The sequence below is a fragment of the Streptosporangium sp. H13245 genome (assembly GCF_055690525.1).
Map to the genome: position 1 here is coordinate 1 of NZ_JBSZKT010000059.1, position 25,327 is coordinate 25,327.

The 25,327-nt window shown below is 69.0% G+C and carries 20 protein-coding genes and 1 pseudogene; 8 read left to right on the forward strand and 13 right to left on the reverse strand.

Translation table 11 applies throughout. The annotated features are described in order from the left end of the window. The 4 genes and pseudogenes from ACW9TB_RS38205 to ACW9TB_RS38220 all read right to left on the reverse strand — a co-directional run. A pseudogene (locus tag ACW9TB_RS38205) lies at positions 1-249 on the reverse strand (trypsin-like serine peptidase); the annotation flags it as partial. A gap of 501 nt (positions 250-750) precedes the next feature. Beyond that, positions 751-1,911, reverse strand: coding sequence for a trypsin-like serine peptidase (locus ACW9TB_RS38210; protein ID WP_472753008.1), 1,161 nt, complete (start codon positions 1,909-1,911; stop codon positions 751-753). A gap of 128 nt (positions 1,912-2,039) precedes the next feature. After that, on the reverse strand, positions 2,040-3,260 hold the full coding sequence (locus ACW9TB_RS38215) for a trypsin-like serine peptidase (RefSeq protein WP_472753009.1): 1,221 nt from the start codon (positions 3,258-3,260) through the stop codon (positions 2,040-2,042). A 212-nt stretch (positions 3,261-3,472) separates the two neighbouring features. Next, entirely contained in the window at positions 3,473-5,032 is a 1,560-nt protein-coding gene (locus ACW9TB_RS38220) for a trypsin-like serine peptidase (RefSeq protein ID WP_472753010.1), read from the reverse strand. A gap of 462 nt (positions 5,033-5,494) precedes the next feature. Between ACW9TB_RS38220 and ACW9TB_RS38225 the strand changes: the two genes are divergently transcribed. Further along, on the forward strand, positions 5,495-5,995 hold the full coding sequence (locus ACW9TB_RS38225; protein WP_472753011.1) for an SSI family serine proteinase inhibitor: 501 nt from the start codon (positions 5,495-5,497) through the stop codon (positions 5,993-5,995). 199 nt (positions 5,996-6,194) lie between these two features. Here ACW9TB_RS38225 and ACW9TB_RS38230 read toward each other — a convergent pair whose 3' ends face one another. Next, positions 6,195-7,310, reverse strand: a complete 1,116-nt coding sequence (locus ACW9TB_RS38230) for a trypsin-like serine peptidase (RefSeq protein ID WP_472753012.1) — start codon at positions 7,308-7,310, stop codon at positions 6,195-6,197. A gap of 616 nt (positions 7,311-7,926) precedes the next feature. On the opposite strand from ACW9TB_RS38230, the gene ACW9TB_RS38235 reads away from it, so the two are divergent. Next, a complete protein-coding gene (locus tag ACW9TB_RS38235; protein ID WP_472753013.1) occupies positions 7,927-8,811 on the forward strand; it encodes a hypothetical protein in 885 nt (294 codons plus the stop codon). 306 nt (positions 8,812-9,117) lie between these two features. Next, positions 9,118-10,080 carry a zinc-binding dehydrogenase gene (locus tag ACW9TB_RS38240; protein ID WP_472753014.1) on the forward strand — a complete coding sequence of 321 codons (963 nt, stop codon included), beginning with the start codon at positions 9,118-9,120 and terminating at the stop codon, positions 10,078-10,080. Positions 10,081-10,522: 442 nt separating this feature from the next. Here the strand turns inward: ACW9TB_RS38240 and ACW9TB_RS38245 are convergent, their stop codons facing one another. The 5 genes from ACW9TB_RS38245 to ACW9TB_RS38265 form a co-directional block, all read right to left on the reverse strand. Further along, positions 10,523-11,212, reverse strand: coding sequence for a PadR family transcriptional regulator (locus ACW9TB_RS38245; protein ID WP_472753015.1), 690 nt, complete (start codon positions 11,210-11,212; stop codon positions 10,523-10,525). Next, positions 11,209-12,006, reverse strand: coding sequence for a DUF4097 family beta strand repeat-containing protein (locus ACW9TB_RS38250; protein WP_472753016.1), 798 nt, complete (start codon positions 12,004-12,006; stop codon positions 11,209-11,211). The genes ACW9TB_RS38245 and ACW9TB_RS38250 overlap by 4 nt, the downstream gene beginning before the upstream one ends. Positions 12,007-12,076: 70 nt before the next feature. Beyond that, positions 12,077-12,253, reverse strand: coding sequence for a DUF6104 family protein (locus ACW9TB_RS38255; RefSeq protein ID WP_329094229.1), 177 nt, complete (start codon positions 12,251-12,253; stop codon positions 12,077-12,079). Positions 12,254-12,380: 127 nt separating this feature from the next. Beyond that, positions 12,381-16,079: a multifunctional oxoglutarate decarboxylase/oxoglutarate dehydrogenase thiamine pyrophosphate-binding subunit/dihydrolipoyllysine-residue succinyltransferase subunit gene (locus tag ACW9TB_RS38260; RefSeq protein ID WP_472753017.1), complete on the reverse strand. Its 3,699-nt coding sequence runs from the start codon at positions 16,077-16,079 to the stop codon at positions 12,381-12,383. A 193-nt stretch (positions 16,080-16,272) separates the two neighbouring features. Then, positions 16,273-16,938: a B3/B4 domain-containing protein gene (locus tag ACW9TB_RS38265; protein ID WP_472753018.1), complete on the reverse strand. Its 666-nt coding sequence runs from the start codon at positions 16,936-16,938 to the stop codon at positions 16,273-16,275. 89 nt (positions 16,939-17,027) lie between these two features. On the opposite strand from ACW9TB_RS38265, the gene ACW9TB_RS38270 reads away from it, so the two are divergent. Next, positions 17,028-17,486 (forward strand): helix-turn-helix domain-containing protein, encoded by a 459-nt coding sequence (locus tag ACW9TB_RS38270; RefSeq protein ID WP_472753019.1) that lies wholly within the window; start codon positions 17,028-17,030, stop codon positions 17,484-17,486. Beyond that, positions 17,483-17,962 (forward strand): hypothetical protein, encoded by a 480-nt coding sequence (locus ACW9TB_RS38275; protein ID WP_472753020.1) that lies wholly within the window; start codon positions 17,483-17,485, stop codon positions 17,960-17,962. Before ACW9TB_RS38270 ends, ACW9TB_RS38275 begins: the two co-directional genes overlap by 4 nt. A 43-nt stretch (positions 17,963-18,005) precedes the next feature. Here ACW9TB_RS38275 and ACW9TB_RS38280 read toward each other — a convergent pair whose 3' ends face one another. Then, positions 18,006-20,534, reverse strand: coding sequence for a glycoside hydrolase family 9 protein (locus tag ACW9TB_RS38280; RefSeq protein ID WP_472753021.1), 2,529 nt, complete (start codon positions 20,532-20,534; stop codon positions 18,006-18,008). 202 nt (positions 20,535-20,736) lie between these two features. After that, on the reverse strand, positions 20,737-21,630 hold the full coding sequence (locus ACW9TB_RS38285; RefSeq protein WP_472753022.1) for a glutathione S-transferase family protein: 894 nt from the start codon (positions 21,628-21,630) through the stop codon (positions 20,737-20,739). 273 nt (positions 21,631-21,903) lie between these two features. Here ACW9TB_RS38285 and ACW9TB_RS38290 point away from each other — a divergent pair, with 273 nt between their 5' ends. The 3 genes from ACW9TB_RS38290 (at position 21,904) to ACW9TB_RS38300 (ending at position 23,829) form a co-directional block, all read left to right on the forward strand. Beyond that, complete coding sequence (locus tag ACW9TB_RS38290; protein WP_472753023.1) at positions 21,904-22,686, forward strand: ABC transporter ATP-binding protein; 783 nt, start codon at positions 21,904-21,906, stop codon at positions 22,684-22,686. Then, a complete protein-coding gene (locus tag ACW9TB_RS38295; protein WP_472753024.1) occupies positions 22,683-23,204 on the forward strand; it encodes an NADPH-dependent FMN reductase in 522 nt (173 codons plus the stop codon). The genes ACW9TB_RS38290 and ACW9TB_RS38295 overlap by 4 nt, the downstream gene beginning before the upstream one ends. A 118-nt stretch (positions 23,205-23,322) precedes the next feature. Beyond that, positions 23,323-23,829 (forward strand): flavin reductase family protein, encoded by a 507-nt coding sequence (locus ACW9TB_RS38300; protein ID WP_472753025.1) that lies wholly within the window; start codon positions 23,323-23,325, stop codon positions 23,827-23,829. Between the two features lie 337 nt (positions 23,830-24,166). Here ACW9TB_RS38300 and ACW9TB_RS38305 read toward each other — a convergent pair whose 3' ends face one another. Then, complete coding sequence (locus ACW9TB_RS38305; RefSeq protein WP_472753026.1) at positions 24,167-25,225, reverse strand: NAD(P)H-dependent amine dehydrogenase family protein; 1,059 nt, start codon at positions 25,223-25,225, stop codon at positions 24,167-24,169. Positions 25,226-25,327: the final 102 nt, after the last annotated feature.

The following is a 25,327-nucleotide window of genomic DNA, read 5'->3' on the forward strand; positions in this document are numbered from 1 at the left end:
GTAGCCGCCACCGGCGTTCAGCTTCGGCGTGGCCTTGGTCTCCCAGGTGTAGGGAGTCGCCTTGGCCAGGTTGTTGGCCGTGCCGTTGCCCGCGAGCCAGAACTCGGCAACGTCGAGCGCCGCCGGGGCGTCCTTGGCCAGGGTGTCGTACGCCCAGTCCGGGACAGCGTTGGCGGTACCGGCCAGGCCGGCGGCCAGCAGACCGGTAGCCAGGATGGCGCCACCGGCGGGGAGGAGGATGCGCTTCAAGGGAAACTCCTTGGTCTGATGTGGAACGCCTCTTGCGTCCCATGCGTCAGTAAAGGGATTGCCAGAAACATACAGCGCCGATCTTGAACACCGGAAGCCGGTTCGAGGGGGAAGCAGCGGACCTGGTGGGCCGAGACCGTTTCGTGATGTTTGAGCACCCTTGATGCTGATGTTGTGGTTGAGGCTTACTCGGGTTGTTTCCGCAGATGGGCGAAAGCCTGGGGCAAAAGTGACTGATGTGGCGTGTTTGGCCGGTTACCGTGAGCCATGACCCTTGTGTGACGCAGATCACATCAATCTGATGGCACCGATTTCGGGGCGGGCACGTCTAACGCGACCGTCCCCGCCCGGACAGGCTTCCGGACCGCCCCGCGAGACGCCCTCCGGGGCCCGGAGATCGGCCTCTCCGCCCCCGGAAACGGGTGCGGGACCCGGCGCCGCGCGCCGGGTCCCGCCGATCGTTCAGGAGGCGAGGGAACCCCTCGCCCCACGGTGCGCGAGCTACCTGTAGAGCTCGCCGTTCGGGCCGACGATCCTGCCGGACCACACGTTGGCGGCCTTCCTGTAGATGTCGGCGGTCTCGCCGTCGAAGTACGGCGAGGTGATGAGGTCGTAGCGGTCGTTCTGGTCCTGGTCGCCGAACAGGCTGGTGACGCCGTTGACGAGGCCCAGCCGCCTGGAGCTGCTGTACTGCGAGATCCACGGCCCGCCGTCGGCGCCCGGGGTGAAGGAGCCCTTGAGGCCGACGTGCTCCTCGACCTTCTCGGCCGGGGAGACGTACTCCTTGCCCGACGTCTTCCCGTACACGTACTTGGGCGTCACGCCGCTGTAGGGCCTGTCGCCGTCGGGGTGCGGGGCCTGGGGGTAGCCGAAGGCGTAGACGGTCTTGCCGGTCTTCTGGTTCCAGGTGAAGCCCTGGGCGCCGACGTTGTCGCCGAGACGGCCGACGTCCTTGGACAGCAGGATGTAGTAGTGCGAGCCACGTGACCACTTGGGCCCGGTGAACCCGTTGTACTCACTCCTGGTGACCTGCTTGACCCCGTTGAAGGCGACGCCGTTGTAGACCGTGACGAAGGCGTAGTCCTTGTCGTAGTCCTCGTAGTTGGCGAAGTCGAAGTGCGTCCACGCCGACTTGCCGACGTAGATGCCCCACGGGGTCTTGCCCTGGTAGTAGCCGGGGACGAAGACCCACTTGTCAAGGGTGTCGCTGTTGCTGCCCGGGTCGTAGACGCAGTGTCCGGCCGTGGCGACCAGGTTGCGGTACCTGCCCTGGACCGAGGTGGCCGAGCACCACCGGTACTGGCCGTTGACGACGAAGAACACCTTGCCGAGGGTCCTGGGCAGGTTCACGTTCTTGGCGAGCGACGGGGTGGGCTTCTGTGAGCCGGTCGGGCCGACGCTGCCGGGACTGCCGTCGGGGGAGAAACCGCCGCCGACCTTCATATTCGGCGCCCCGGGGTCGGGGTTGTAGACCGTCGCCCTCTTGAGGGCGGCGAAGTTCGACGCCGCCCAGAAGTCGATGACCGAGACCGCCGAGGCGTTGTTCCTGGCCATCGGGTCGGTCGCCCAGTCGGGGGCGGCCTGGGCGGTGCCGGCCAGGGTGGTGGCCAGCAGGGCGGTGACGGCTGCGGCGCCACCGAGGGGGAGAAGAGAGTGCTTCAAAGACGAGCTCCTTGCGCTGCAACGCTCCCGGACATCCGGGAACTGCGGGACGACAAGCTACGAACCTATGCAGCGATCACTGGAGCAAACCCCGCATAAGGGTCCCTTAAGCCTCTCTTAAGGCGGCGTTATGATCGGGGCGCCTGCTGGGTCGCGGCCCAGTGATAGACGACGTAGGTCGACGCGATGAAGTACGGGGAGGAGATCCTGTCGTACCTGCGGTCGGTGCTGACGTCCCAGGCGAAGCTGTTGACGCCGTTGAGGTAGCCGACGCCGTTCGCGCTGTTGTAGGAGACCAGCCAGGGGCCGCCGCTCGCGCCGTGGGTGAAACCGCAGGTCAGGGCGATGCCCTGCTCCACCAGGCGGGCGGGGGCCTTCACCTTGATGGTGCGTCCGTCGCACCACTTCAGCTTCTGGCCGTCGTAGGGACGGTAGCCGTCGGGGTGCGGGGCGGCGGGGTAGCCGAAGGCGACCGTCGACAGGCCGGTGCCGCGGTTGGTCACCAGGCCCTGCCCGCCGACGTTGTCCTCCAGGCTTCCGACACCCTCCATCTCGTAGGTGCCGGACGTCTTGCCGGCCTTCCACCTGAAGCCGTCGTGCACGGTGACGAACGCGTAGTCGTAGTCGTAGTCGCCCTTGCCGACGAAGTCTTCGTGCAGGTTGAGCGAGTGCCCGACGTAGATCCCGTACGGGGCGTTGCCCTTGTCGTAGCCGGGGATGAAGATCCAGTATTCGGCCTGGCTGCCCGTCTTGGCGTCGTAGGCGCAGTGCCCGGCCGTCGCGACCAGGTTGCGGTTGGTCGCCGCCACCGAGGAGGCGGAGCACCAGTAGTCCTTGGCGCCGATCCGGAAGAACACCTTGCCCACGGTCATCGGCGAGCTGCCGGAGGCCGGGGTCCGCTTCTTCGGCAGGGTGGGCCTGACGACCGGCGAGGAACTCCCGGACGCGGTGGAGCTCTTCCCGCCGGTGGTCGCGGTGGTCGCGGCGGCCTCCCCGGTCGTGGCCTCCCCGATGCCGGACGCCGCGGTGGCCGTGGCGCTTCCCGGTGTGGCGCTCCCCGTGGGGCCGCCGGAGGAGGGGGACGCGGAAGAGGGAGAAGCGGAGGAGGGAGGGCTGCCGGGGGTGGCCGGCACGTTGTCCATGGCCTGCTTGAGCCTGGCCGGGCTCCAGTACTCCGCGATCCGCTTCATGTCGGCGCTGCTCTTGGTCAGGGTGATCGAGGTGATCCCGTTGGGCACCCCGTACATCGGGCTGGCCGCGGCGCTCCCGGCGAACGCGGATGTCATGGTCACACAGGCGGTGACCAGCCCGCCGAGTGTGGCCGTGAGCCGCCGAGCGCGGGAGGACATGGGGGATCCTTTCGGGGGACCGGGAGTTTCAGGTGGCTACCAGAGGCGCAAGGGGTGATTTTTCCAGATCAACTTGATTTTGGGCAGTTCGTTGGACCGATCCGCTCTTACTCTGTTATCTAGCCAGTGTGGCTGAAGGTGTATAAGCAGCCCGTGAAGGTGGAAAAGGGCCCGGCGTGCACCGGGCCCTTCCTCGTTCACGAAGCCCGTGTCTAGGCGGGGAGCTTCCCGGTCCAGAGGTTGGCGGCGTGCTTGTAGATGCCGTACGTGTCACCGTTGAAGTACGGGGTGGTGACGCGGTCGTAGCGCTTGTTGCCGTCGCTGTCGACCGTCAGGCTCACGACACCGTTGAGGTAGCCGGTCCGCTTGCTGTTCTTGTACTGCAGCAGGAAGGGGCCGCCACTGGCGCCGGGGGTGAAGGCGCACTTGATCGCCTGGTGCTCCTCGGCCTTGTAGGCCGACACGACGGGCGCCGCGGCGGTCGTGCCGTAGCACCACTTCTGGGTGTGGCCGGAGTACGGCTTGTTGCCGTCGAGGTGGGCCGAGGTCGGGTAACCGAACGTGAAGACCTTCTTGCCCAGCTTCTGGTTCCAGCTGAAGCCCTGGCCGCCGACGTTGTCGCCGAGACGGCCGGCGTCGGCCACCGTCGAGATGTAGTGGCGGAAGATCACGTACTTCACAGACGCGGTCTTCTTGATGTACTTCACCACGAAGTAGTACGTGATGGTGTAGTTGCCCTTGTCGTCAATCTTCCGGTAGCCAAGACCCTTGTAGGCGTCGTACTCGGTCTTGGTGACGTTCTCGACGCGGGTCTCGACCTTGGCGCCGGCCTTGGGCCAGTCGGCCTGCGGCAGCGTCTGGCCCTTGAGGGTGACCTTGTCGTCCTTCAGGCCGTAGACCTCGCCGGAGATCTTCTCCCAGGTCCACTTGTCGGTCTCGGCCGCGACGGCGAGGGCACCCTTGTACTGGGCGCCGACCTCGTCCTCGGAGGAGACGTTCTCGACCTTGCCCAGGCCGCCCTTCTGGGTCCACTTGTCGTAGGTCTCGAAGTCGACCGTGGTGGCGGCCTCACGGCCCACGCCGCCCTTGTCGACGTGCGCCTTGAAGGTCTTGTAGTCGACCTCCTTCTCGGGCTGCTGCTTGATGCCGTTGTAGACGTTGACGAAGGCGTAGTCGTAGTCGTAGTCCTCGTAGACCGTGAAGTCGTCGTGGGTGTTGACCTTGGCGCCGACGTAGATGCCCCAGGGGGCCTTGCCCTGGTAGTAGCCGGGGATGAACACGAAGTTGCCGAACGGCTTGTTCGTGTCGGTGTCGTAGACACAGTGGCCCGCGGTGGCGACCAGGTTGCGGAAGTTCGACTGCACGGAGCTGCCGGAGCACCAACGCTCCTTGCCCTTGTCGTCGACGAAGAAGACCTTGCCGACGGTGATCGGGAGGTTCACGTTCTTCGACTGGCCGGCGCTCTTGCCGCCCTCGCCGGTCGGGGCGACGACGCCGGGCTTGCCGTCGGCGGCGGCCCTGGCGGCACCGGTCTTGGTCAGCTTGGCCGAGACGGTGGAGTCGGAGAGGTAGGTCGTCGCCGCCTTGAGCTTCGAGGCGGTCCAGTAGCCCGCGATGGCCTTCGCGTTACCGGAGGGGGTGAGCGCCGAGGACTTGACGTCGGGGTCGGCCGTGCTCGCCTGGGCGGTGGCGGGGAGGGAGCCGCCGATCATCGCGGCGGCGGCGAGGGCACCGCCGAGGGGGAGGATGAGGCGCTTGGCTCGGGAGTTCAATGGAGCTCCTTCTTTGTCATGGGTCACTCGGGACGCAACCCACGCATGCGTAAAGAGACAAGAGGTGACCGTACTCGGCAAAGATGGGTTAAAAAGCTATAAAACGGGCAACCAGTCGGACCGTTATGTTTTTGTTATCAAATCGAGGGAACCGGGAATCCTCGGGGCCCGTCTGATCTACCTTCGCTTGATCGAGATGTACCGTGCGGGTCATGCGACCGTATGAACTGCGGAAACACCGGGGATGGTGGCTGTCCCGCGAGCGCGACCGGGGGCAGGCTGAGCCGGCATCCGCGTCACACGTCTTCGGGGGATCTCATGCGGCGTCTTCTCTGCCTGGCCGTTGTCGGCCTCTTCCAGCTCTCGGGTACGGCCGCGGCGTCCACACCGCCGCCCCGCGATCCCGCTCCCGGGTCGCAGGAGACGCGGCCGTTCCCTCGTCCCGGTGACTGGGGGCCACAGGTGACGAGACCGCTTCCGCCGCATCCGGGCGAGCCCGGCCAGACCATGCTCGGACCGGTGGAACCGTTCCCCACGGCCAGGCCCCCGCGCAACGCCAAGGTGCTCGTGCTGAGCTTCGCGCGAGGAGACAAGCCCCAGCCCGTGACGGGTCACGCCCTGCTGCTGTGCGACCGGCCCGGCGGCACCCATCCCGACGCGGTCCGCGCGTGCGAGGCGGTGGCCGAGGTGCGGGGCGACCCCGCCAGGCTCAGGCCGAGGGCGGGAGTGGCGTGCACGCTGCAGTACGACCCGGTCACGGTGACCGCCGTCGGGATCTGGAACAACCGTTTCATCCGGTTCGAGCACACCTACGGCAGCCTCTGCTCGATGCGGGTCGCCACCGGCTCCCTCTTCGCCCTGGGGGACGACCTCCGGAGACCGGCGACCGGATGGAACGTCCCCGACGTGGCGACGGCCCTTCCCGGGACGTCCACCGGGCCGATCAGGCGGCCGGGGTCGTAACCGGCTTTCCCTGGACGCTTCGGCGGCCGGGGTTTTGACCGGTTTTCCCGGGATGTCCCTAGGGTGGTCCGGCGGCCGGGTTTGTGACCGGCCGCCGCCCGCGCTATCACCCGTGTGAGAAAGGGCCCGGTCCCAGGACCGGGCCCTCCTCGTTCACTCCGGCCGGCCGAATGGCCTTACGGTCGGCCGATGGTACGGATCAGTTGGTCCAGCGGTTGGCCGCGGTCTTGTAGACCTTGTAGGTGTCGCTGTTGAAGTACGGCGAGGAGATCTTGTCGTACCGGTCGTTCTTGTCGGTGTCCCAGGCGATGCTGTTGACGCCGATCAGGTAGCCGGTCCGGCTGGAGCTCTTGTACTTGTGGATCCAGGGGCCGCCGCTCGCACCGGCGGTGAAGGCGCACTTGAAGCCGACGTGCTCCTGGACGTTGTACTTCGGCGCGGCCGGCATGGCGCCGGTCGTGCCGTAGCACCACTTCATCGTGCGGCCGGAGTAGGGCTTGTCGCCGTCGGGGTGCAGGCCCGCCGGGTAGCCGAAGGAGAACACCGGGTTCTTGATCTTCTGGTTCCAGGCGAAGCCCTGGCCGCCGACGTTGTCGCCGAGACGGCCGACGGTCTTGATGACCGGCTTCCACTTGCCGTCCTTGTCCTTCTCCCAGTTCACCTTGAACCCGGAGTGGACGTTGACGAACGCGTAGTCGTAGTCGTAGTCCTCCTTCACGACGAAGTCGTCGTGCGCGTTGAACCACTTGGCCGCGTAGATGCCGTAGGGGTTCTTGCCGTCCCACGCCTGGTTGCCGTCCCAGTAGGACGGGATGAAGATCCAGTTGTCGTAGAACTGGTTGGTCTTCACGTCGTAGACGCAGTGCGCGGAGGTGGCGACCACGTTGCGGTACTTGCCCTGGATCGAACTGCCGGAGCAGTACTTCCAGCTCTTCGGGTCCGCCGGGTTGGCGCCCGGCAGGGTGAAGAAGACGCGCCCGACGGTGTTGGGCAGGTTCACCTGCTTGCTCTTGGAGGACTTCGCGCCCTCCGCGCCGATCGGCGGGACCGACCCGCCGGGGCCGTCGGGGCCCGCGGCGCTGGAGGCCTTGCCGCCCTTGACGCTCAGGTCGAGGTCGCCGGTGGCGTCCGTGGCCTTGCGCATGCGCTCGGGCGACCAGAAGGAGGTGGCCTGGTTGGCCGTCTCCGAGGCCTGGGAACTGACCACGTCCTTGGGGGCCGTACCGGCGTTGGCACCGGTGGTGGCGCCGATCACTCCGGCGATCATGAGAACGCCGGTGAGGGGGATCGTGAGGCGCCGTGCTCGGGAATTCATGAAGCTCCTTTCGTTCTCAGCGCGGAGACGGGACTTCTCCTCGCCGGGAAAACGATCGGAACGTTACTGACTGGATCGAGCGCTCGGCAGGAATTGACGGGAAAAAGTCTGGGATGGTTCCGTCCGATGCTGTCCTGTTATTTAAATAGCAATTTGTTATAGCTTAACGAATGGGCATTTCCGCAGTTCAGTGCGGATGTGGAGCGACCTCGCCGGTACCGGATGTCTCATCGGCAACAATGGTTGCCGAAGTTTTCTCAAGTAACTCTGGCACCTTCGGAATGTTCAAGCACCGAGGTGTTCCCGGCTGTTTTCCGTGAGACGCTCCCGGGCGATCATAAGGGGTGAGATGAATTCCGGAACACAGGTCCCGGGACCCGGACGCCGCCCCACGGACCCCGCGACGCGGCCCCCGGAACACCGGTCCCGTGACACACCACCGGAACGACACGGGACCCCGTACCTGGCGTACTCGATGGCGGGGGCGCGGTCACGGACGCGGTGACATCCGGGGGCATCGATTCTGATTCGTGACGGTACTGACCCGGGTGCCGAGACCGCCGAACCCCGAAGATGGGGCCGAGAACCGTACCTTCTGCAAGAGGCGGCCGAAGACGTGGCCGGTGGTCAGCACGACATCATCGAGGCGAGGTCCCCCAGGGGGCCGTGGCTCTGGCTCGCCGCCGCCGTGCTGGTGGCGCTCGTGGCGTGGGGCCTGCTGACGGGCCGGGAGCCGGACGCGGTTCCGCCGCCGCCCTCCCCGCCGCCGGTGCCCACCCAGGCGGGAGTCGTCGCGGAGCGGGCTCCGAACGTGCTCCATCCGCGGGCTCGCCAGGAGGGCGGCCGGGAGATCATCGACGTGGTCTTCCCCGACGGATCGGCGGCCGAGGTGAGCTACCCGGCTGAGGTGGGCCTGGCCAAGCTGGGGGTCCGGCCCGCGGTGTCGGGCCGGATCGAGGGGGACACCGGCCCGTACCGGCAGCTGAACGTGCCGTCGGGAGGCCCGGCGGGGGTCGCCCAGGGACGGCCGATGATTCGGCGGCTGACCAAGCGGGTCACGCTCTGGCACCCCATGAGCCCCGCCGAGGGGGAGGTACTGCTGTTCGCGTTCGACCCGTGGTTCGTGGCGCTGCGCGATCTCAAGGACGGCATGCCCTTCGAGCGGCGCATGCTCTGGGCGCGCAACCTGAGCGGCAGGGTGACCAGGGGCGGCTACCTCGTGCTCGACGCCAAACCCCCGGTGCGGCTGGCCACGCAGGGGGAGACCCTTCGCGGTGAGCCGCTGGGGCCGCAGCTGTGGTTCGGCGGGGCCAGGGAGACGCTGCTGGTGCTGGCTCCGATCCCCGGCTGCGACGTCGCGGCGATCGAACTCTCCGTCATCGAGCAGCGGCGCCGCTTCTCCGCCGAGACCTGTCAGGACGGCGTGTACGTCGCGGCCTCGGGAGAGCAGGGACACGTCGAGAGGACCATGGCGGGCATAACCGTCAGACGGACGACATAGCGGCGGCCCGATCGTCGCGGGCGGTGTGCCCTCCGCGCTGACGTTCGCTGGGGACGGTGGCGGCGCACAGGCCGCTCACCGGGGACGGTGAAAGGGATCAGCCCCGTCCCTGATGTTCGCCGGGGCGGTGGACGGCGCGGCCGTGTTCGCCGCGCGGACGGCGCACAGGGCGTTTGTTCGCCGCACGGCGGTGAGCGGCGCGGCCGTGTCCTTCGCGCGGGCGGTGTGCAGGGCGTTCATCAGCGACGGTACGAGGGATGGGCCCCGTTCGCGGTGATCGTCGCGCGGACGGCGTAGTGTGCGGCCATGTTCGCTGTAACCGCCACGCGGATCGATCCCGACAATCCCCTCGACGGTCTCACGCTCGGTGAGCGCCCGGAACCCGAGGTCCCCGACGGATGGACCACCGTCACGGTGCGGGCCACCGCGCTCAACCACCACGACCTGTTCAGCCTGCAGGGGGTGGGTCTCCGCCAGGAGCAACTCCCGATGGTGCTCGGCACCGACGCCGCCGGGCTCGACGAGGACGGCAACGAGGTCATCGTGCACGCGGTGATCGGCAGCGGTGCCGACGAGACGCTCGACCCGAAGCGCTCCCTGCTCTCGGAGAAACACGACGGCACCTTCGCCGAGCGGGTCACCGTGCCCCGGCGCAACCTGGTGCCCAAGCCCGCCGCGCTCAGCTTCGAGGAGGCCGCCTGCCTGCCGACGGCCTGGCTGACCGCGTACCGCATGCTGTTCGACAAGGCCGGGCTTGAGCCGGGCTCGACGGTGCTGGTCCAGGGGGCGGGCGGCGGGGTGGCCACCGCGCTGATCCTGCTGGGCCGGGCCGGAGGATACCGGGTCTGGGTGACCAGCCGCTCGGAGAAGAAGCGGGCGCGGGCCCTGGAGCTGGGCGCCGACCAGGCGTTCGAGGACGGTGCCCGGCTGCCCGAGCGGGTCGACGCGGTGATGGAGACCGTCGGCCAGGCCACCTGGGGGCACTCGCTGCGGGCGCTGCGTCCCGGCGGCCGGATCGTGATCTCCGGCGCGACCAGCGGCGCGGTCCCGCCCGCCGACCTGAACCGCGTCTTCTTCCTGCAGCTGTCGGTGGTCGGCTCCACCATGGGCACCCGCGACCAGCTGGGCAGGCTGGCCCGCTTCATGGAGCAGACCGGCACTCGCCCGCTGATCGACCGTGTCCTCCCGCTGGCCGAGGCCCGCGAGGGCTTCGCGGCCATGCACGAGGGCGACCTCTTCGGGAAGGTCGTCTTCACCCTGCCGGGATAAGTCCTGCCGGGATGACCTCCGCCGGGACAAACCCTGCCGGGCCGCCGGGGCGAGCCTTGCCGGTACGCCGAGGTGAGCCCCGCCGAGACGGACCCCACCGGGACGCCGGGGTGACCCCTGCCGGGACGGGCCCTGCCGGGACGCCGGGATGAGCCCCGCCGCGACGGATCTAGCCGGGACGCCGGGACAAGCCCCGCCGGGATGAGCCCGGCGGGCCCGGGGTGCGGCTCACCCGGGCGCGGCGGTGGCCCGTCCACGCGGGCGCGGCTCACCCGGCCCGAGGGCGCTGGCCTTCCCCGGCACCGTCACGCGATGGCTCATCCACGTGCCGTGCGCGCCGCCTCGCGGCGGCCGCCGGTCGCGGTGTGCCGCACCCGGCGGGCGTCGTACGACGCGTCGCCGCGATCGCAGCGGTCACCGGAGGGCGATCACCAGGGGACGATCACCGGAGCGCGTCGCGGATGCGGCGGGCCGCGTCGTACAGGGCGTCCTGGGCGGTCGCCAGGGTCTCCTCGCTGACCTGCGCGGCCGACGCGTCCCTGCGGACCTCCTCGACGAACTCGGCCAGCATCTGCCCGAGCCTGGCGTCTCCGGCGGGTGACCCCTCGCCGGTGAAGCCGTCGGCCCAGACGCGCTTCCACTCGTCCTTCCACTCGTCGGTCTGGCGTCGCCACTCGTGCTTCTGGCGCTTCCACTCCGTCTTCTGCTCGCGCCAGGCCGTGCGCGGGTCCTGCTCGGGATCCTGGCGTACGTCGCGCGCCATCTGGGTGAGCTCCTCGCGCAGCGACCTGACCGTGTCGCGCACGTCCTCCTTGACCTCGCGGGCGATGTCGCGGACGGAGTCGGAGATCTCCTGCTCCAGGTCGGCGAGCTCGTCGAGCCGCTCGTTGAGCTCGTCGCGGCCCCGGTCGCTGATGGTGAAGACCTTCTTGCCGTCCACGACCTCGTGGGTGACCAGGCCCTCCTCCTCCAGGCGGGCCAGGCGCGGGTAGATCGTGCCGGGGGAGGGGGAGTAGACGCCGAGGAAGCGGTCCTGGAGCAGCCGGATCACCTCGTAGCCGTGGCGCGGGCTCTCCTCCAGCAGCTTCAGGAGATAGAGCCGGAGCCTTCCGTGGCCGAAGACCGGGCTCATGCCTGAGATCCCTTCAGGAGAGTGACGTCGGCGGAGACGGTGTTGGCCGACAGCGACGCCATGCCGCCGCCGATCCGGCCGCTCAGCGTCTTCGCGCCGGGCTGGACGGAGTGGTCGAGCTCGGTGAAGCCGGTGTCGAGCCTGCCCGAGGTGGAACGGATCTTGACATCGGTCTCGACCGTGTACGGGAGCCGGAGCACGATGTCGCCGGAGACGCTGTTCATCGTGACGTGGCCGGTCGGCGGGAGTTCCAGATCGGCGGTGACCCGGCCGGAGACGGTGGTGACGCTCAGCCGCCGGGGCGTGCCCTGGGCCACGGTCAGCTCGCCGGAGATGCTCTTGAACGACAGGTCGCCCACCAGGCCGCGGCTCTCCACGGCGCCGGAGACGGTGTCGGCGTTGATCTCGCCACTCACCCCGTCGAGCACGATCTCCCCCGACACGCTCCTGACCGAGGTGCGGTCCTCGAACCCGGCGACGACCGCGGACGCGGAGACCACACCCACGTTGACCGGGCAGTCCTTCGGCACGGTCAGTGTCAGCGTGGCCCTGCGGCGCCCGGGACGCAGCCAGCCCAGCAGGCCGTCCCAGGTGAGGTCCTTGTAGGTGACGGTGAGCGTGCCGTCGTCGTCGTGGGTGACGAGCAACGGGGGACTGTCGACCTCGGTGACCTCAAGCGTGGGAGGGCCGTCGCTGGCCAGCACCGCCAGTTTCCCCGCCACGATCCGCACGTTGAGCTTCCGCACGGAGTCAAAGGTGAGCTGCTCTGGTTTCTCGATCGTCCATTGCCGCATGTACGTGACCTCCTTGTACTGAACACGATATGTCGCGTCCGTCGGAAGGTCAAGATATATCGCGTTTTTCTCAGTCGTCCTCGTCGTCCAGGCGGGCCAGCCAGGTGGCCAGCCGTTCCACCGGCGTCTCGAAGTCGGGGTTCAGGTCGACGAACTCGCGCAGGCGTTCGGCCAGCCACACGACGGTGACCTCCTCCTCGCCCCTGCGGGCGACGAGCTCCTCGATACCCCGGTCGGTGAAGTACATCACGTTCTCCTCTGACGACGCCGATGACGTCGTGGTCACTCACGAACAACGGGGAAGTCCCCCGCAGAGGTTCCTGCGGGGGACTTCCAGGGTGACGCCTGCCTCGGACCGGCCGGTGGCCGGTCGTCTAGTTGAAGATCTCGCCCAGCATCTGCTGCAGCTCGGCGTCGTGGGTGGAGTGCGAGCCGGTCGCCGGGGAGGAGTTGGCCTTGCGGGAGACCCGCTTGATCGAACGCCCCCCGAAGACACCCGGGTTCTCGGCCATCTTGAGCGCCAGGAACGGCCACGGGCCCATGTTGAGCGGCTCGTCCTGCGCCCACACCAGCTCGATGTCGGCGGCGTAGCGGCTCAGCTCGGTCTCCAGCGGGTCGCCGGGGAACGGGTAGAGCCGCTCAAGGCGGACGATCGCCACGTCGTTGCGGCCCTGCTTGTCACGGGCCGCCGCCAGGTCGTAGTAGAGCTTGCCGGAGACCAGCACGACCTTGCGGACGTCGGCCGGGGGGGCCGTGATGTCGCCCAGCACCGGCTGGAACGACCCCGAGGTGAAGTCGCCGACCGCCGAGATCGCCGCCTTGTGCCGCAGCAGCGACTTGGGCGTGAACACCACCAGCGGGCGGTGCCGGTTCGACAGCGTCTGCCAGCGCAGCAGGTGGAAGTAGTTGGCCGGGACCGTGGGCTGCGCCACGGTCATGTTGTCCTGGGCGCACATCTGCAGGAAGCGCTCGATGCGGGCCGAGGAGTGGTCGGGCCCCTGCCCCTCGTAGCCGTGCGGCAGCAGCAGGGTGACGCCGGAGCGCTGGCCCCACTTCTGCTCGCCCGAGGTGAGGTACTCGTCGATGATCGACTGGGCGCCGTTGACGAAGTCGCCGAACTGCGCCTCCCAGGCGACCAGCGCCTCGGGCCGCTCCACGCTGTAGCCGTACTCGAAGCCGAGCGCGGCGTACTCGCTCAGCAGGGAGTCGTAGACGTAGAACTTCGTGGTGCCCTGGTTGAACGTCTTGAGCGGGGTGTGCTCCTCGCCCGTGACGCGGTCGACCAGCACCGCGTGCCGCTGGGTGAACGTGCCGCGCCGCGAGTCCTGGCCGACGAGGCGGACCGGGTGGCCGTCGATCAGCAGCGACCCGAAGGCCAGGGTCTCGCCCATGCCCCAGTCGATGTGGTCCTCGGCGACCATCTGCCCGCGGCGCTGCAGCACCGGCAGCAGGCGCGGGTGGACGGTGAAGCCCTCGGGCATGTTGAGCTGGGTCTCCACGATCCGCTTGACGGTCTCCTCGGAGATGGCCGTCTTGACGTCCTCGTGCGACCAGGGGACGTTCTCCATGTCGACCGGGCGGGAGAACTCGCCCGTCGGGTCCTTGGCCGCCGCGCGGGTCTCGGCGAAGGCGTTCTCCAGCTTGGCCTGGTAGTCGCGGAGCGCGCCCTCGGCCTCCTCCACCGTGATGTCGCCCCGGCCGATCAGCGCCTCGGTGTAGAGCTTGCGGGTGGAGCGCTTGGCGTCGATCAGGTCGTACATCAGCGGCTGGGTGAAGCCCGGGTTGTCGGCCTCGTTGTGACCCCGGCGCCGGTAGCAGATGAGGTCGATCACCACGTCCTTGCGGAACGCCTGGCGGTACTCGAACGCGAGCCTGCCGACCCTGACCACGGCCTCGGGGTCGTCCCCGTTGACGTGGAAGATCGGGGCCTGGATCATCCGGGCCACGTCGGTGGCGTACACGCTGGAACGCGAGCTGGCCGGGCTGGTGGTGAAGCCGACCTGGTTGTTGACCACGATGTGCACGGTGCCGCCGGTGCGGTAGCCGCGCAGCTGCGACAAGTTGAGCGTCTCGGCCACCACGCCCTGGCCCGCGAAGGCCGCGTCGCCGTGGACGAGGACGGGCAGGACCGTGAAGCCCTCCTCGCCGCGCTCCAGGAGGTCCTGCTTGGCGCGGACCACGCCCTCCAGGACCGGGTCGACCGTCTCCAGGTGGGAGGGGTTGGCCACGACCGAGGTCTTGAGCTTGGAGCCGTCGGGCGAGACGAAGTCGCCGCCGGCGCCCAGGTGGTACTTCACGTCGCCGGAGCCGTGGGCGCTGCGCGGGTCGATGTTGCCCTCGAACTCGCCGAAGATCTGCCCGTACGACTTGCCGACGATGTTGGCCAGCACGTTGAGGCGCCCGCGGTGGGCCATGCCGACCACGGCCTCGTCGAGCCGCTCCTCGGCCGCGGAGCTCAGCACCGAGTCGAGCAGCGGGATCAGCGACTCGCCGCCCTCCAGCGAGAAGCGCTTCTGCCCGACGAACTTCGTCTGCAGGAACGTCTCGAACGCCTCGGCGGTGTTCAGCCGCTCCAGGACGCGCAGCTGCTCCTCGCGGTCGGGCTTGGCGTGCGGCCGCTCGATGCGCGCCTGGATCCAGGCCCGCTCCTCGGGGTTCTGCATGTGCATGTACTCGACGCCGATGGTGCGGCAGTAGGAGTCGCGCAGCACGCCGAGGATCTCGCGCAGCTTCATCAGGGGCCGGCCGCCGAAGCCGCCGGTGGCGAACTCGCGCTCCAGGTCCCACAGGGTCAGGCCGTGCGACTTGATGTCGAGGTCGGGGTGCTTGCGCTGCTTGTACTCCAGCGGGTCGGTGTCGGCCATGAGGTGGCCGCGGACCCGGAAGGCGTGGATCAGCTCGATGACCCTGGCCGACTTCGCCACGTCGTCGTCGTGGGTGGTCGAGATGTCCTGGACCCAGCGGATCGGCTCGTACGGGATCCGGAGGGCCTCGAAGATCTCGTCGTAGAAGCCGTCCTCGCCGAGCAGCAGCCGGTGGACCTGCCGCAGGAAGTCGCCCGACTGGGCGCCCTGGATGATGCGGTGGTCGTACGTGCTGGTGATCGTCATGACCTTGCTCACCGCGAGGCGGGAGAGCGTGTCGGGGGAGGCGCCCTGGTACTCGGCGGGGTACTCCATCGCGCCGACGCCGATGATCGTGCCCTGTCCCGGCATCAGGCGCGGCACCGAGTGCACGGTGCCGATGGTGCCCGGGTTGGTCAGCGAGATCGTCGTGCCGCTGAAGTCGTCGACCCCCAGCTTGCCCGCCCTGGCCTTGCGCACGACCTCTTCGTACGCGACCCAGAACTGGCGGAAGTCCATCCGCTCGGTGGCCTTGATCGACGGGACCAGGAGCTGGCGGGTGCCGTCGCTCTTGGCGACGTCGATGGCCAGGCCCAGGTTGACGTGCTCGGGCTTGACCAGCACCGGCTTGCCGTCGGCCTCGGTGTAGGAGTGGTTCATCTCCGGCAGGACCTTGAGGGCCTTGATCACCGCGTAGCCGATGATGTGCGTGAACGACACCTTGCCGCCGCGACCGCGCGACAGGTGGTTGTTGATCACGATCCGGTTGTCGATGAGCAGCTTCGCCGGGACCGCGCGCACACTGGTCGCCGTCGGGACAACGAGGCTGGCCTCCATGTTGGCCGCTGTCCTCGCGGCGGCGCCGCGTAGTCGGACTTCCTCGGCACCGGCGGCGGCGGGCAACTGCGTCTCCTGCTTGGGTTGGGCCGCCGGGGCGGGCTTGGCCACCGCCGACGCTGGGGTCGTCGCCACGGGGGCCTTGGGGGCCTGAGCCGCAGCCTGGGGGGCCGAGGGCGCAGCGGATGTCGGTGGAGGCGCGGCGGCGGCCGCGCCCTGGGGCGCGGTACGGCCGGACCCCGAGGAATCAGGGGTGTAGTCGGCAAAGAAGTTCCACCAGGCCCGGTCGACCGACTCGGGATCCTGGAGGTACTTCTGGTACAGCTCGTCGACAAGCCATTCGTTCTGACCAAAGGCTGCCAGCGGGTTTGTCCGCGACGACTCAGACGACACGGCGGAAATCGCCCTCTTCCGCAGATCGGCGTTGATGATAGAGAACCTGTCCAAGGCTACTCGCCTCGGCTCGGACCTGCGCCAGTCTGACGGCAGCTTCCTTGCCGATCCTCTCAGTATGGGTTAAAACGGTCAGCCACCGGGTAACTGTTTGCCCACTCAGGCGCTGGTCAGCCCGATCCGGCGGGCGCGATCAGCCCGGCCAGACGAGTCGAGACTCCACCCGTATCCCCGGGGTGACATCTTCGAGCAGCCCGGCCAGCTCGTCCCCGGCCGCGCGAAGCTCCTCCGCGGACAGGGGCGCGAGCCGCTCCAGCAGGAACAGCGCGTCCGTCGTCTCCTCGGTGATCCGGGTGCGGACGCACTGCCGCCAGTTCCACCGGCGGCAGGTGACACCCCTGTCGTCGCGCCAGACGACCTCGCCGGTCTCCGGGTGGTCGATCGCGGGCTCGCCCTTCTCGACGATCTCGAACGGCTCGTCGCCGTTCGCGCGCACCAGCCGCGCCGTCCCCTCGTAGCGGGTCAGATCCTCCCCGCCGATCGGCAGGCCGTGCCTGATGCTGATCGCGTTGTAGGCGTCGACCACCCGGTTGATCTCCGGCGGCGGCATCCGCCGCACCAGCGCGTCCACCGACGGCCTGGTCCGCTGCGGTTTCGCCCCGAACCCCCGGTACGCCTCCCGCCACGCCTCGATCCTCGGGTCGTCGACGGCCACGGCCTTCTCCGCCGCCTCGGCCAGCCAGGCCCGCGACCTGTCGTCCGTGGGCCCATTACGCAGCCCGTACACCCCCATCACCAGCACCCCGAAGTCGGGCCTGAGCGCACTGACGGCGGGATCCACCCGGATGTCCTCGATCACCGCCCCAGTTTAGGGCTCCCGCGACTCCTCCTCTTGCGGTTTTTCTTTCAAATACAGCGCTGTATTTGAAAGAAAGGTACCCTGGGGGCGTGGGCGAACGTGATGAGCAAGCTCGACTGATCGTGGAAGATCTCGCCGATCTCCTGTCGCTGGCCCGATGCCGCACGTCGGACCGCGCCCTGCAGGCGACGATCCGGCGGATGTCGCTCCGGCACGACCAGGGGCCGCGCCCGTCGGCGGTGAAACTGGCGTGCGCGGCCGAGCTGCTCGGCGTGAGCGTGCCCACCGTCCGCTCGTGGATGGCGCACGGCGTCCTGCGGGCCGTGCCCGGTGAGAAGGTGACCAGGATTTCCGCCACCTCGCTGGCCGAGGTTCTGGCCGTCGTCCGTGAAACGCAGCAGGGCGAATCCGGACGGCGTCGGCTGGCGCGGATCATCGATGCCCTGAGGGACCGCGACCTGCTCGAAAGGGCTCAGGACGCCGCGCAGATGACCGGTGACCTCGTCGAGTACGACGAGGACGATCTCAAGAAGCTGCTCGGTCCGTGAGCAAGAGGAAGCGCCGGGGCGAGGTCCCCGTGGAGCTCCCGCGGTTCGGGATCCTGGTCGCCAAGAGCGTCGACGCCGTCGTGCGCGACGCCGGGACTCCCCGGCGGGTGCGAGAGGCGTTCGTCCGGGTGCACGGGGAGGTGTCGCGGCGGGGCTGTGCCGCGGCGCACTACCGTCTGTCCGGCCCGGGGAACTGGCCACGATTCTGCGTGATCAGGCTTTCCGACGGCTGGCGGCTGATCATCTCCTTCCCGGAGGTGGACACCGTCCTGTTCCTGCTCCTGGAGAGGCACGACAACCGCACGGACCCCTACGCGTTCCTGGAGGAGGCGTTCGACCTGCCCGGCCGCGCGGGTCATCGAGCCGAGGCCGCTCATGCGAAGCCGTCCTGCTGCGGTGACGACGGCGGACCGCCGCTGATCGACGACCAGGGCCTGATGGCCGCGATCGAGCAGATCGTGCGCCGGAGAGTCTGAGAGAGCGCGGGGCGGCCGCCCGGAGACGGCCGCCCCGCACCGGTCACGTACAGAGACCGCCGTTGAGGAGGAAGCGTTCGGGTTTGGGGTTGGGGCCGGGGGCGTCGGCGCCGATGAAGCCGAAGGTGACCGAGCCGCCGGGCCTGATGGTCTTGTTCCAGGCGAGGTTCCCGGCGGTCACGGTCGCGCCGTCCTGGGTGAGGGCCGCGCTCCAGTGCCGCCGTACGGTCTGGCCGCCGAGGAAGGACCAGCGGAGGGTCCAGCCGTCGATGGCCTTGGTACCGGTGTTAGTGACGGTGACCTGGGTGTTGAACCCGTCCGGCCACTGGCCGTGGTTGGTGTAGGTGACCTCGCACGGGCCGGGAGTGGCGGGGGTGGCGAGGTAGGAGGCGATCCAGGCGAGCGGGGAGTTCCAGTTGATCGTCAGCTCGTTGGTGGCCCACGACTCGATGTCGTCGATGTAGCAGAACTGGGGCTTGCAGCCCCGCAGCTTGGCCTGGGCCACCGGGTCCTGGATGGCGGAGTTGGGGCCTCCGGCCAGGGTGCCGCGCGGCGGGTTGGGCAGGGACGGGTCGAGCTGGTGGGCGTACCAGCGGCTGTGCTGGTTCTTCGAGGCGACCTCGCCGTAGCCGGTCACGTACGACTGGTTCAGGGCGTTGCGCCCGAAGAGGTAGTCCAGCCCCTCCAGCACCCCGTCGCGGTATTTCGCCGCACCGCTCAGGTCATGGGCGACGGCCATCACGACCATGTTGTTGAGCACCAGGTTGTTGGAACCCCAGTCGTAGTCGGGCGGGTTGTACGGGACGCCGTACGGGTGGGCCTTCTGGACGGCGAGATACTTGTCGGCGCCCTCCAGGACCGACCGTCGCACCCGCGCCCGGTCGGGGAGCGCGCTGGGCACGGACGCCAGCTGCAGGCGGCCGAGCTGGGCGGTGTTGCCCCAGTCGAAGCCGCGCTCGCGCCAGATGTCGCCGGTGTGGTGCGGGGAGGCGAGCACATGGTCCCTAAACTCCTTCTCGCCGGTGGCGAGATAGAGCTCGGCGGCGGCCCAGTAGAACTCGTCGGTCACGTCGCCGTCGTTGTAGGCGCCGCCGCCCACGCCGTCCGCCGGGTCCGCGTACCGCGCGGGGTTGGCCTTCGCCGCCGTCCAGGCCTTCTTCGCCGCCGCGAGGTTGCGCGCGGCGAACGCGGCGTCGTACGGGGCGAAGAGGCGGGCCGCCTGGGCCCCGGTGGCGGCGAGGTTGAGGGTGGCGGCGGTGGAGACCGGGTGCAGCTCGCGGGGCTGGGGGTCCAGGTGGGGCAGGAGGGGCAGCCCGGTCCACGCGGCGTCGTGGATCTTGTGGTGGGTCATTCCCGCGTACGGCTTGCCGTCGGGGACCTGCATGCTGAGCAGGAACTCCTGCTCCCAGCGGGCCTCGTCGAGGATGTCGGGCACCCCGTTGCCGCTCTCGGGGATGTCGAGGTCGCCGTCCTTGTGGACGCCGTCGGCCTTGGCGCGTTCGAAGGCGGACATCAGCTGGTGGACGGAGATGCCGCCGTTGACGACGTACTTGCCGTGGTCGCCCGCGTCGTACCAGCCGCCCTTGACGTTCAGCGTGTAGTCGCAGACGCCCGGCTGGCAGGGCACCGCGACGTCACCCCGGTTGGGGGCGACCCCGATGTGCCCGGCTGGCCTCCCGTAGCCGGGGCGGAGGTCGTCGAGGATCGCGATGCCGCTGCGCTGGGTGTAGTAGAACTTCAGCGCGTCGGCCTTGAGCTCGCCGTAGACGTCCGCGCCGATGTCGAAGGGGCGGCTGGTCTCGCCGTCGGCCTCCAGCGTGTAGCCGGTGCCGGGCGCGGTGACCGTGCCGAAGTCGATCGAGTGCGTGTTCTGGCCGGAGCTGCCGTCGACGCCGCGCGGGACGGTCTCCCCCTCGGCGACGATCTCCCCGGCGCGCCTGAGTTTCCAGGCGACCGGCTCCGTGCCCTCGGTGACGAGGGTGGCGTTCTTCGGTCCCGAGGGCAGGTAGCCGACCATGTTCACCCGGACGCGGGGCCCGGTGTCGGGCTCGTAGACGTCGGGCTCGGCCCCGCCCTTCAGGGAGACGTTGTCCACGCAGAACCTCCACGGGGTGGCGCTGCCCCCGAGCTGGAACACCACCTGCGCGCCCGGCAGGTCCACGGGCGAGGTGAAGGTGTAGCGGTAGTCGTTGCCGGACACGCTCAGCTCGGGGTTGGCCGACAGGTACTGCGTGTAGGGGTCCACCGGGAGCTGGACGAGGGCCTTGGCCACCCGGCCGGGCGTCGCGATCCCGAAGAAGGAGAACTCGTACGTCTCGTCCTTGACCAGGGGGATGTCGTTCTGGCCGACGATGACGTCCCACGGGTTGGCGGTGCCGCCGGGGACGTCGGCGCACAGGCGGCCCCCCTCGACCTCCAGGGCGGTGTTGCCGGTGCTCCACCAGGGGGCGGTGCCGGTGTCGAAGGTGCCGTTGACGATCTGTTCTGGGCCGTCTGCGGCCGCGGGCAAGGGGGTCAGGGTCACCAGGGCGGCGGCCGTGGCGAGGGCGAGCCAGGCGGGTGGTCTGATCACGAAGGGTCCTTTGGGCGGGGGAGGTGCCAGGCGGCGGGAGCGCGGGCCCGAGATCCCGGTCGGAGAGATTCAGGTGGGAGCGCTCCCACCGCCTGGACGCCCGATGTTTCCAGCGCGTTTCGCCCACCGTCAACCGGCCCCCCTCCAAGGCCGCCCGCCGACCGGGCGAATGACCGATTTGTCCGATGAAACTTTCAGGGTCTCAGGAGACGGTCCAGTCGATCTCCGGTCCCCGGGGCACGATCCCGCTCGGGTTGACGTTCGTCTGCGTCACGAAGTAGTGCCGCTTGATCTGGTCGAAGTCGGTCGTGTCGCGGAACGCCGGGATGGCGTACAGCTCGCGGGCGTAGGCCCACAGGGCCGGATAGTCGGTCAGCCGCCGCACCGCGCACTTGAAGTGCGAGTTGTAGACGGCGTCGAACCTGGCCAGCGTCGGATAGAGCCGCACGTCGCTCTCGGTGAGCGCGTCGCCGTGCAGGCGCCGGCGGGTGGCCAGCCGCTCCTCCAGCAGGTCGAGCGTGGCGAACACCCCGGTGACCGCCTCGTCGTACGCCTCCTGCGAGCGGGCGAACCCGGCCCGGTAGACGCCGTTGTTGAGGCCCTGGAAGATCACCTCGTTGAGCGCGTCGATCTCCTCGCGCAGCTCCTCCGGATAGAGGTCGGGGGCGCCCTCGGCGTGCCACGGCGCGAAGGCCGTCTCCAGGGTGAGGGTGATCTGCGGGTAGTCGTTGGTGACCAGGCGCCTGGCGGCGGTGTCCCAGACGCAGGGCACCGTGTAGCGGCCCTCGTAGCCGGGGTCGGTCGCCAGATAGAGCTCGGAGAGATACTCCACCCCGGTCACCGGGTCGCCACCGGGGATCCGCCAGCCCTTCTCGTCCCTGATCGGGTCGACGATCGTCACCCCGACCACCTCCCGCAGGCCCAGCAGCTCGCGGACGATGAGCGAGCGGTGCGCCCACGGGCAGGCGTAGGAGGCGTAGATCTGGTAGCGGCCGGGCTCGGGCGGGTGCTCGCCGCCCGCCTCGATCCGCGTCGTGAACCGGTTCGGCTGCCTCTCGAAGCGGCCGCCGCCGGAGATCTCCTTTTCCAGCTTCATGCTCCGACGGTACGGGACCTCCGGCGGTCTCGCGATGTATTTCATGTACAACCAGTAGGAAATATTGACTTACCGCGAAGCGGTGCGTAGTTTCTCCGGTATGGGCATCTATCTGACTCGGTGCGCGCACGTCGACCTCTGCCGCGTGTTCAGCGCCCAATGTCCGTGATCACGAATCGACCCGCCGTTCCTTCTCGCATCTCACAGGACGCATATCGTGATCAAGATCAGACATGTCCCCATCCTCGTCCGCACCCCCTCGCGGGGTGCCCGGTGAAGCTCCGCATCCAGGGGATCGGCAAGGAGTTCACCGGCCGTGACACCCAACGTTCCTTCGCCGCCCTCGACGACGTCAACCTCGACGTACGAGAAGGGGAGTTCCTCACCCTCGTCGGGCCGAGCGGCTGCGGCAAGTCCACCCTCCTCGACCTGATCGCCGGGCTGGCCGCGCCGGGCACCGGCCGGATCCTGCTGGACGGGGTCCCCCTCGACGGTCCCGGCCTCGCCCGGGGGATCGTCCTGCAGCAGTACGCGCTGTTCCCCTGGCGTACGGCGCTGTCCAACATCGAGTTCGCGCTGGAGGGCAGGGCCGCCACGAAGCGGGAGCGCGCCGACCTGGCCAGGGGGTATCTGGACCTGGTGGGGCTGGGCGAGTTCGCCGACCGCTATCCCCACGAGCTCTCCCGGGGCATGCCCCAGCGGGTGGCCATCGCCAGGAGCCTGGCCGCGGACCCGGCCGTGCTGCTGCTCGACGAGCCGTTCGCCGCGCTGGACGCCGGGACCCGGGAGTCGCTCCAGGAGGAGCTGGTGCGAATCTGGGAGAAGACCGGCACGACGCTCCTGTTCACCACCCGGAACATCGACGAGGCCGTCTATCTCGGCCGGAGGGTCGCGGTCATGACCTCCCGGCCCGGACGGATCCAGGGGGTCGTCGAGGTGGATCTCGGCTCCCGTGAGGATGACCCGAGGGGCGGTTCCCGCTTCGGCGAGTACCGCCACGAGGTATGGAAGCTTCTCCGTTTCGACGTCGACCAGAAAGCACCGGTGGCCTCATGAGCATCGTGACCGTGGTGGGAAACCCGCGACCGGGATCGCGCACCCACGGGGTGGCCGTCCGGGCGGCGGAGGCCGTCGCCCGGCGGATCGGGGACGGGGAGGCTCCGGAGGTCGTCGACCTGGCGGCCCTCGCCCCGCTGCTGTTCGCCCCGGAGACGGCGCCGGAGGTGAGGGCCGCGCTGGAGCTGGTCGCCGGAGCCGACGTGCTGGTGGTGGCGAGCCCGACCTACAAGGCCACCTACACCGGCCTGCTCAAGGTTTTTCTCGACCGGCTGCCCGGTGGCGCGCTCGCCTCGGCCGTCGCGCTCCCGCTCCTGGTGATGGGCGACGCCAGGCACTCGCTGGCGGTGGAGGTCCACTTCCGGCCGCTGCTGGTGGAGCTCGGCGCGACCGTTCCCACCCCGGGTCTCGCACTGCTGGAGTCACAGATTCCTGACCTCGACGCCGTTCTCGATCCCTGGGCGGATCGGGTCGGACCGCAGGTGGCCGCGGCACTCGGAGAAAGAGCTCCCGCATGACGCGGGAAGAGATGGCGATTGCCGTGGGTTCTGAAAGGTGTCCTTTATTCCTCGAAGGTGGAAAAGTGACCAAGTGGAGCATCTTGGTGATACCCCACACAGCCATGAGCGAGGTGCCATGACCGAGATACTGTCGGGCCGCGCGGTCGACGCGGAGAGCTTCCGGCGGGCGCTGGCCGTCCACGCGGCCGGGGTCGTCGTCGTCACGGCTCACGTCGACGGCGTGCCGGTCGGCCTCACGGCCACCTCGTTCTCGTCCGTCAGCCTCACGCCCCCGCTGGTCTCCTTCTACGTGGACCAGTCCTCGACCACCTGGCCCTGGCTCCGGCAGGCCGATCACTTCGCGGTGAACGTCCTGGCCAGCGACCAGGCCGAGGTGGCCTCGCGGTTCGCCAGGAAGGGCGTCGACCGCTTCGCCGCCCCCACCTCCTGGACCCCCGGGCCCCTGGGAGTCCCGCTGCTGGGCGGCGTCTCGGCCCACCTGGTCTGCGCTCCCCACTCCACCGTCGACATCGGCGACCACGTCCTGGTCGTCGGGCTCGTCACCGATACCGGCCTCGCCCCCGGTGTGCGCCCGCTCCTTTACCACCAGGGCCGCTTCGGGCGTTTCATTCCGCACACCTGATCCCTCGGAAACCCTCCGGCCGGTCTCGCGAGAACGTCCCGCGCGCGGGACGGGCCGGGAGGGGGCGAGGATGACGGAGAACACGGGGTGAAAGTCGTGATCGGGCGGCTTATCGGGTGTGTGACCGAATACACAAAAACGCTTATATCCGCTTTGTTTAGCAAAAACACTAAATGCCGCTCCTCGCTCGCCGACGGCTTCGCGAGGACCGGTCGCCGTCGCGGACGAGCTCTCCGTCCGCCGTACGCCCGGCGCGTTCGCCCGCCGTCAGGCGCGCCGCGCGCCGGAGCCGGGGAGTCCGCCCGGGGGATGCCTCGGAGGGGGCCGAGGGGGATCCTCAGGCGAGGCGGACGGTGCCCCGGCCGGTGGCCAGGGGGAGATCCAGCGCGGTGCGGATGCCCGGCGGGGCGGCGCAGAGGGCGGCGACGGAGTTCACGGCGTGGGCGGCGGCACCGGCCAGACCGTGGGAGATCTCGCCGACGGTGAGCATCAGCTGGGGCACGCCCTCGATGTGGACGCTGAAGCCGGGATCGGCCCAGCGGTTCACCCGGTTGGCGTCGGCCTTGTAGACGCACTCCACGGTCATGAAGGGACGGCCGCGGACCAGCCCGCTGAACATCCAGCGGGACGCGCACACGGTGCCCGCCCTGACCAGTCCCGCGGAGATCTCGAACTCCTCGGACGCGAGCTCGAACTCGTCGCTCTCCTCGACCTCGTCGAGGGCCACGCCGAGGTTGTCGGCCACGAACTGGACGCTCTCGGCGAACAGCGAGCGCTGGAAGGCGCGGAAGGGGCGCACGGCGGCGACGTAGTCCTTGGCCGAACGCGTGAAGCCGAACAGATCCACCACGATCTGCCGGGACGGGTGGCCCCGGAAGTCGGACGACTCCCGGACGTAGATGTGGTCGACGCGGCTGGACAGGCCGGTCAGCGTGAGCGGCAGCATGTCGCTCATGAAGCCGGGGTTGATGCCGGTGCCGTGCAGGGACGATCTCCCCGCGCGGCAGGCGGCCTCCAGGCGCTCCACCACTCCCGGGCCGTAGCACTTGGGATACACGAACCCGGTGGTGGTGATGACGTTCTTGCCGGCGGCGAGCAGTGCGCAGATGGTCTCCACGTCGCTCGGATGCTCCCCGCCGAAGTAGGACGCCGGCAGCGGCATGTGCAGCACGCAGTCGGCTTTCGTGGCGAGAATCTCCTCGACGTCGTCGGTGCAGGTGACCCCGGCCTCGGGGAGCCCCACGAGGGTCCCCGCGTCCTGTCCCACCTTGTCCGGGTCGTAGACCAGGACCCCGGCCAGCTCGAACTCCGGCCGGGTGATCACGCTGCGCAGGGAGTATCTGCCGACGGCGCCCGTGGCCCACTGGACCACGCGCAGGGGCGGCGATAAGGACATATAGGGCCTCCAGCCCAAAATATTGGGCGGGGCCGTACAAGAAAGAAGTGAGGGGTGTCGTCGTTGACCCTCGCCCGTGTGGGGCAAAAACTTTAGCAGAAA

What these genes read in the sequence shown, in the direction of transcription:
- ACW9TB_RS38215 (WP_472753009.1), bottom strand. Translation starts at nt 3,260, where the DNA reads ATGTCCTCCCGCGCTCGGCGGCTCACGGCCACACTCGGCGGGCTGGTC.
- ACW9TB_RS38240 (WP_472753014.1), top strand. Translation starts at nt 9,118, where the DNA reads ATGTTCGCTGTAACCGCCACGCGGATCGATCCCGACAATCCCCTCGAC.
- ACW9TB_RS38300 (WP_472753025.1), top strand. Translation starts at nt 23,323, where the DNA reads ATGACCGAGATACTGTCGGGCCGCGCGGTCGACGCGGAGAGCTTCCGG.
- ACW9TB_RS38245 (WP_472753015.1), bottom strand. Translation starts at nt 11,212, where the DNA reads ATGAGCCCGGTCTTCGGCCACGGAAGGCTCCGGCTCTATCTCCTGAAG.
- ACW9TB_RS38250 (WP_472753016.1), bottom strand. Translation starts at nt 12,006, where the DNA reads ATGCGGCAATGGACGATCGAGAAACCAGAGCAGCTCACCTTTGACTCC.
- ACW9TB_RS38305 (WP_472753026.1), bottom strand. Translation starts at nt 25,225, where the DNA reads ATGTCCTTATCGCCGCCCCTGCGCGTGGTCCAGTGGGCCACGGGCGCC.
- ACW9TB_RS38295 (WP_472753024.1), top strand. Translation starts at nt 22,683, where the DNA reads ATGAGCATCGTGACCGTGGTGGGAAACCCGCGACCGGGATCGCGCACC.
- ACW9TB_RS38255 (WP_329094229.1), bottom strand. Translation starts at nt 12,253, where the DNA reads ATGTACTTCACCGACCGGGGTATCGAGGAGCTCGTCGCCCGCAGGGGC.
- ACW9TB_RS38230 (WP_472753012.1), bottom strand. Translation starts at nt 7,310, where the DNA reads ATGAATTCCCGAGCACGGCGCCTCACGATCCCCCTCACCGGCGTTCTC.
- ACW9TB_RS38285 (WP_472753022.1), bottom strand. Translation starts at nt 21,630, where the DNA reads ATGAAGCTGGAAAAGGAGATCTCCGGCGGCGGCCGCTTCGAGAGGCAG.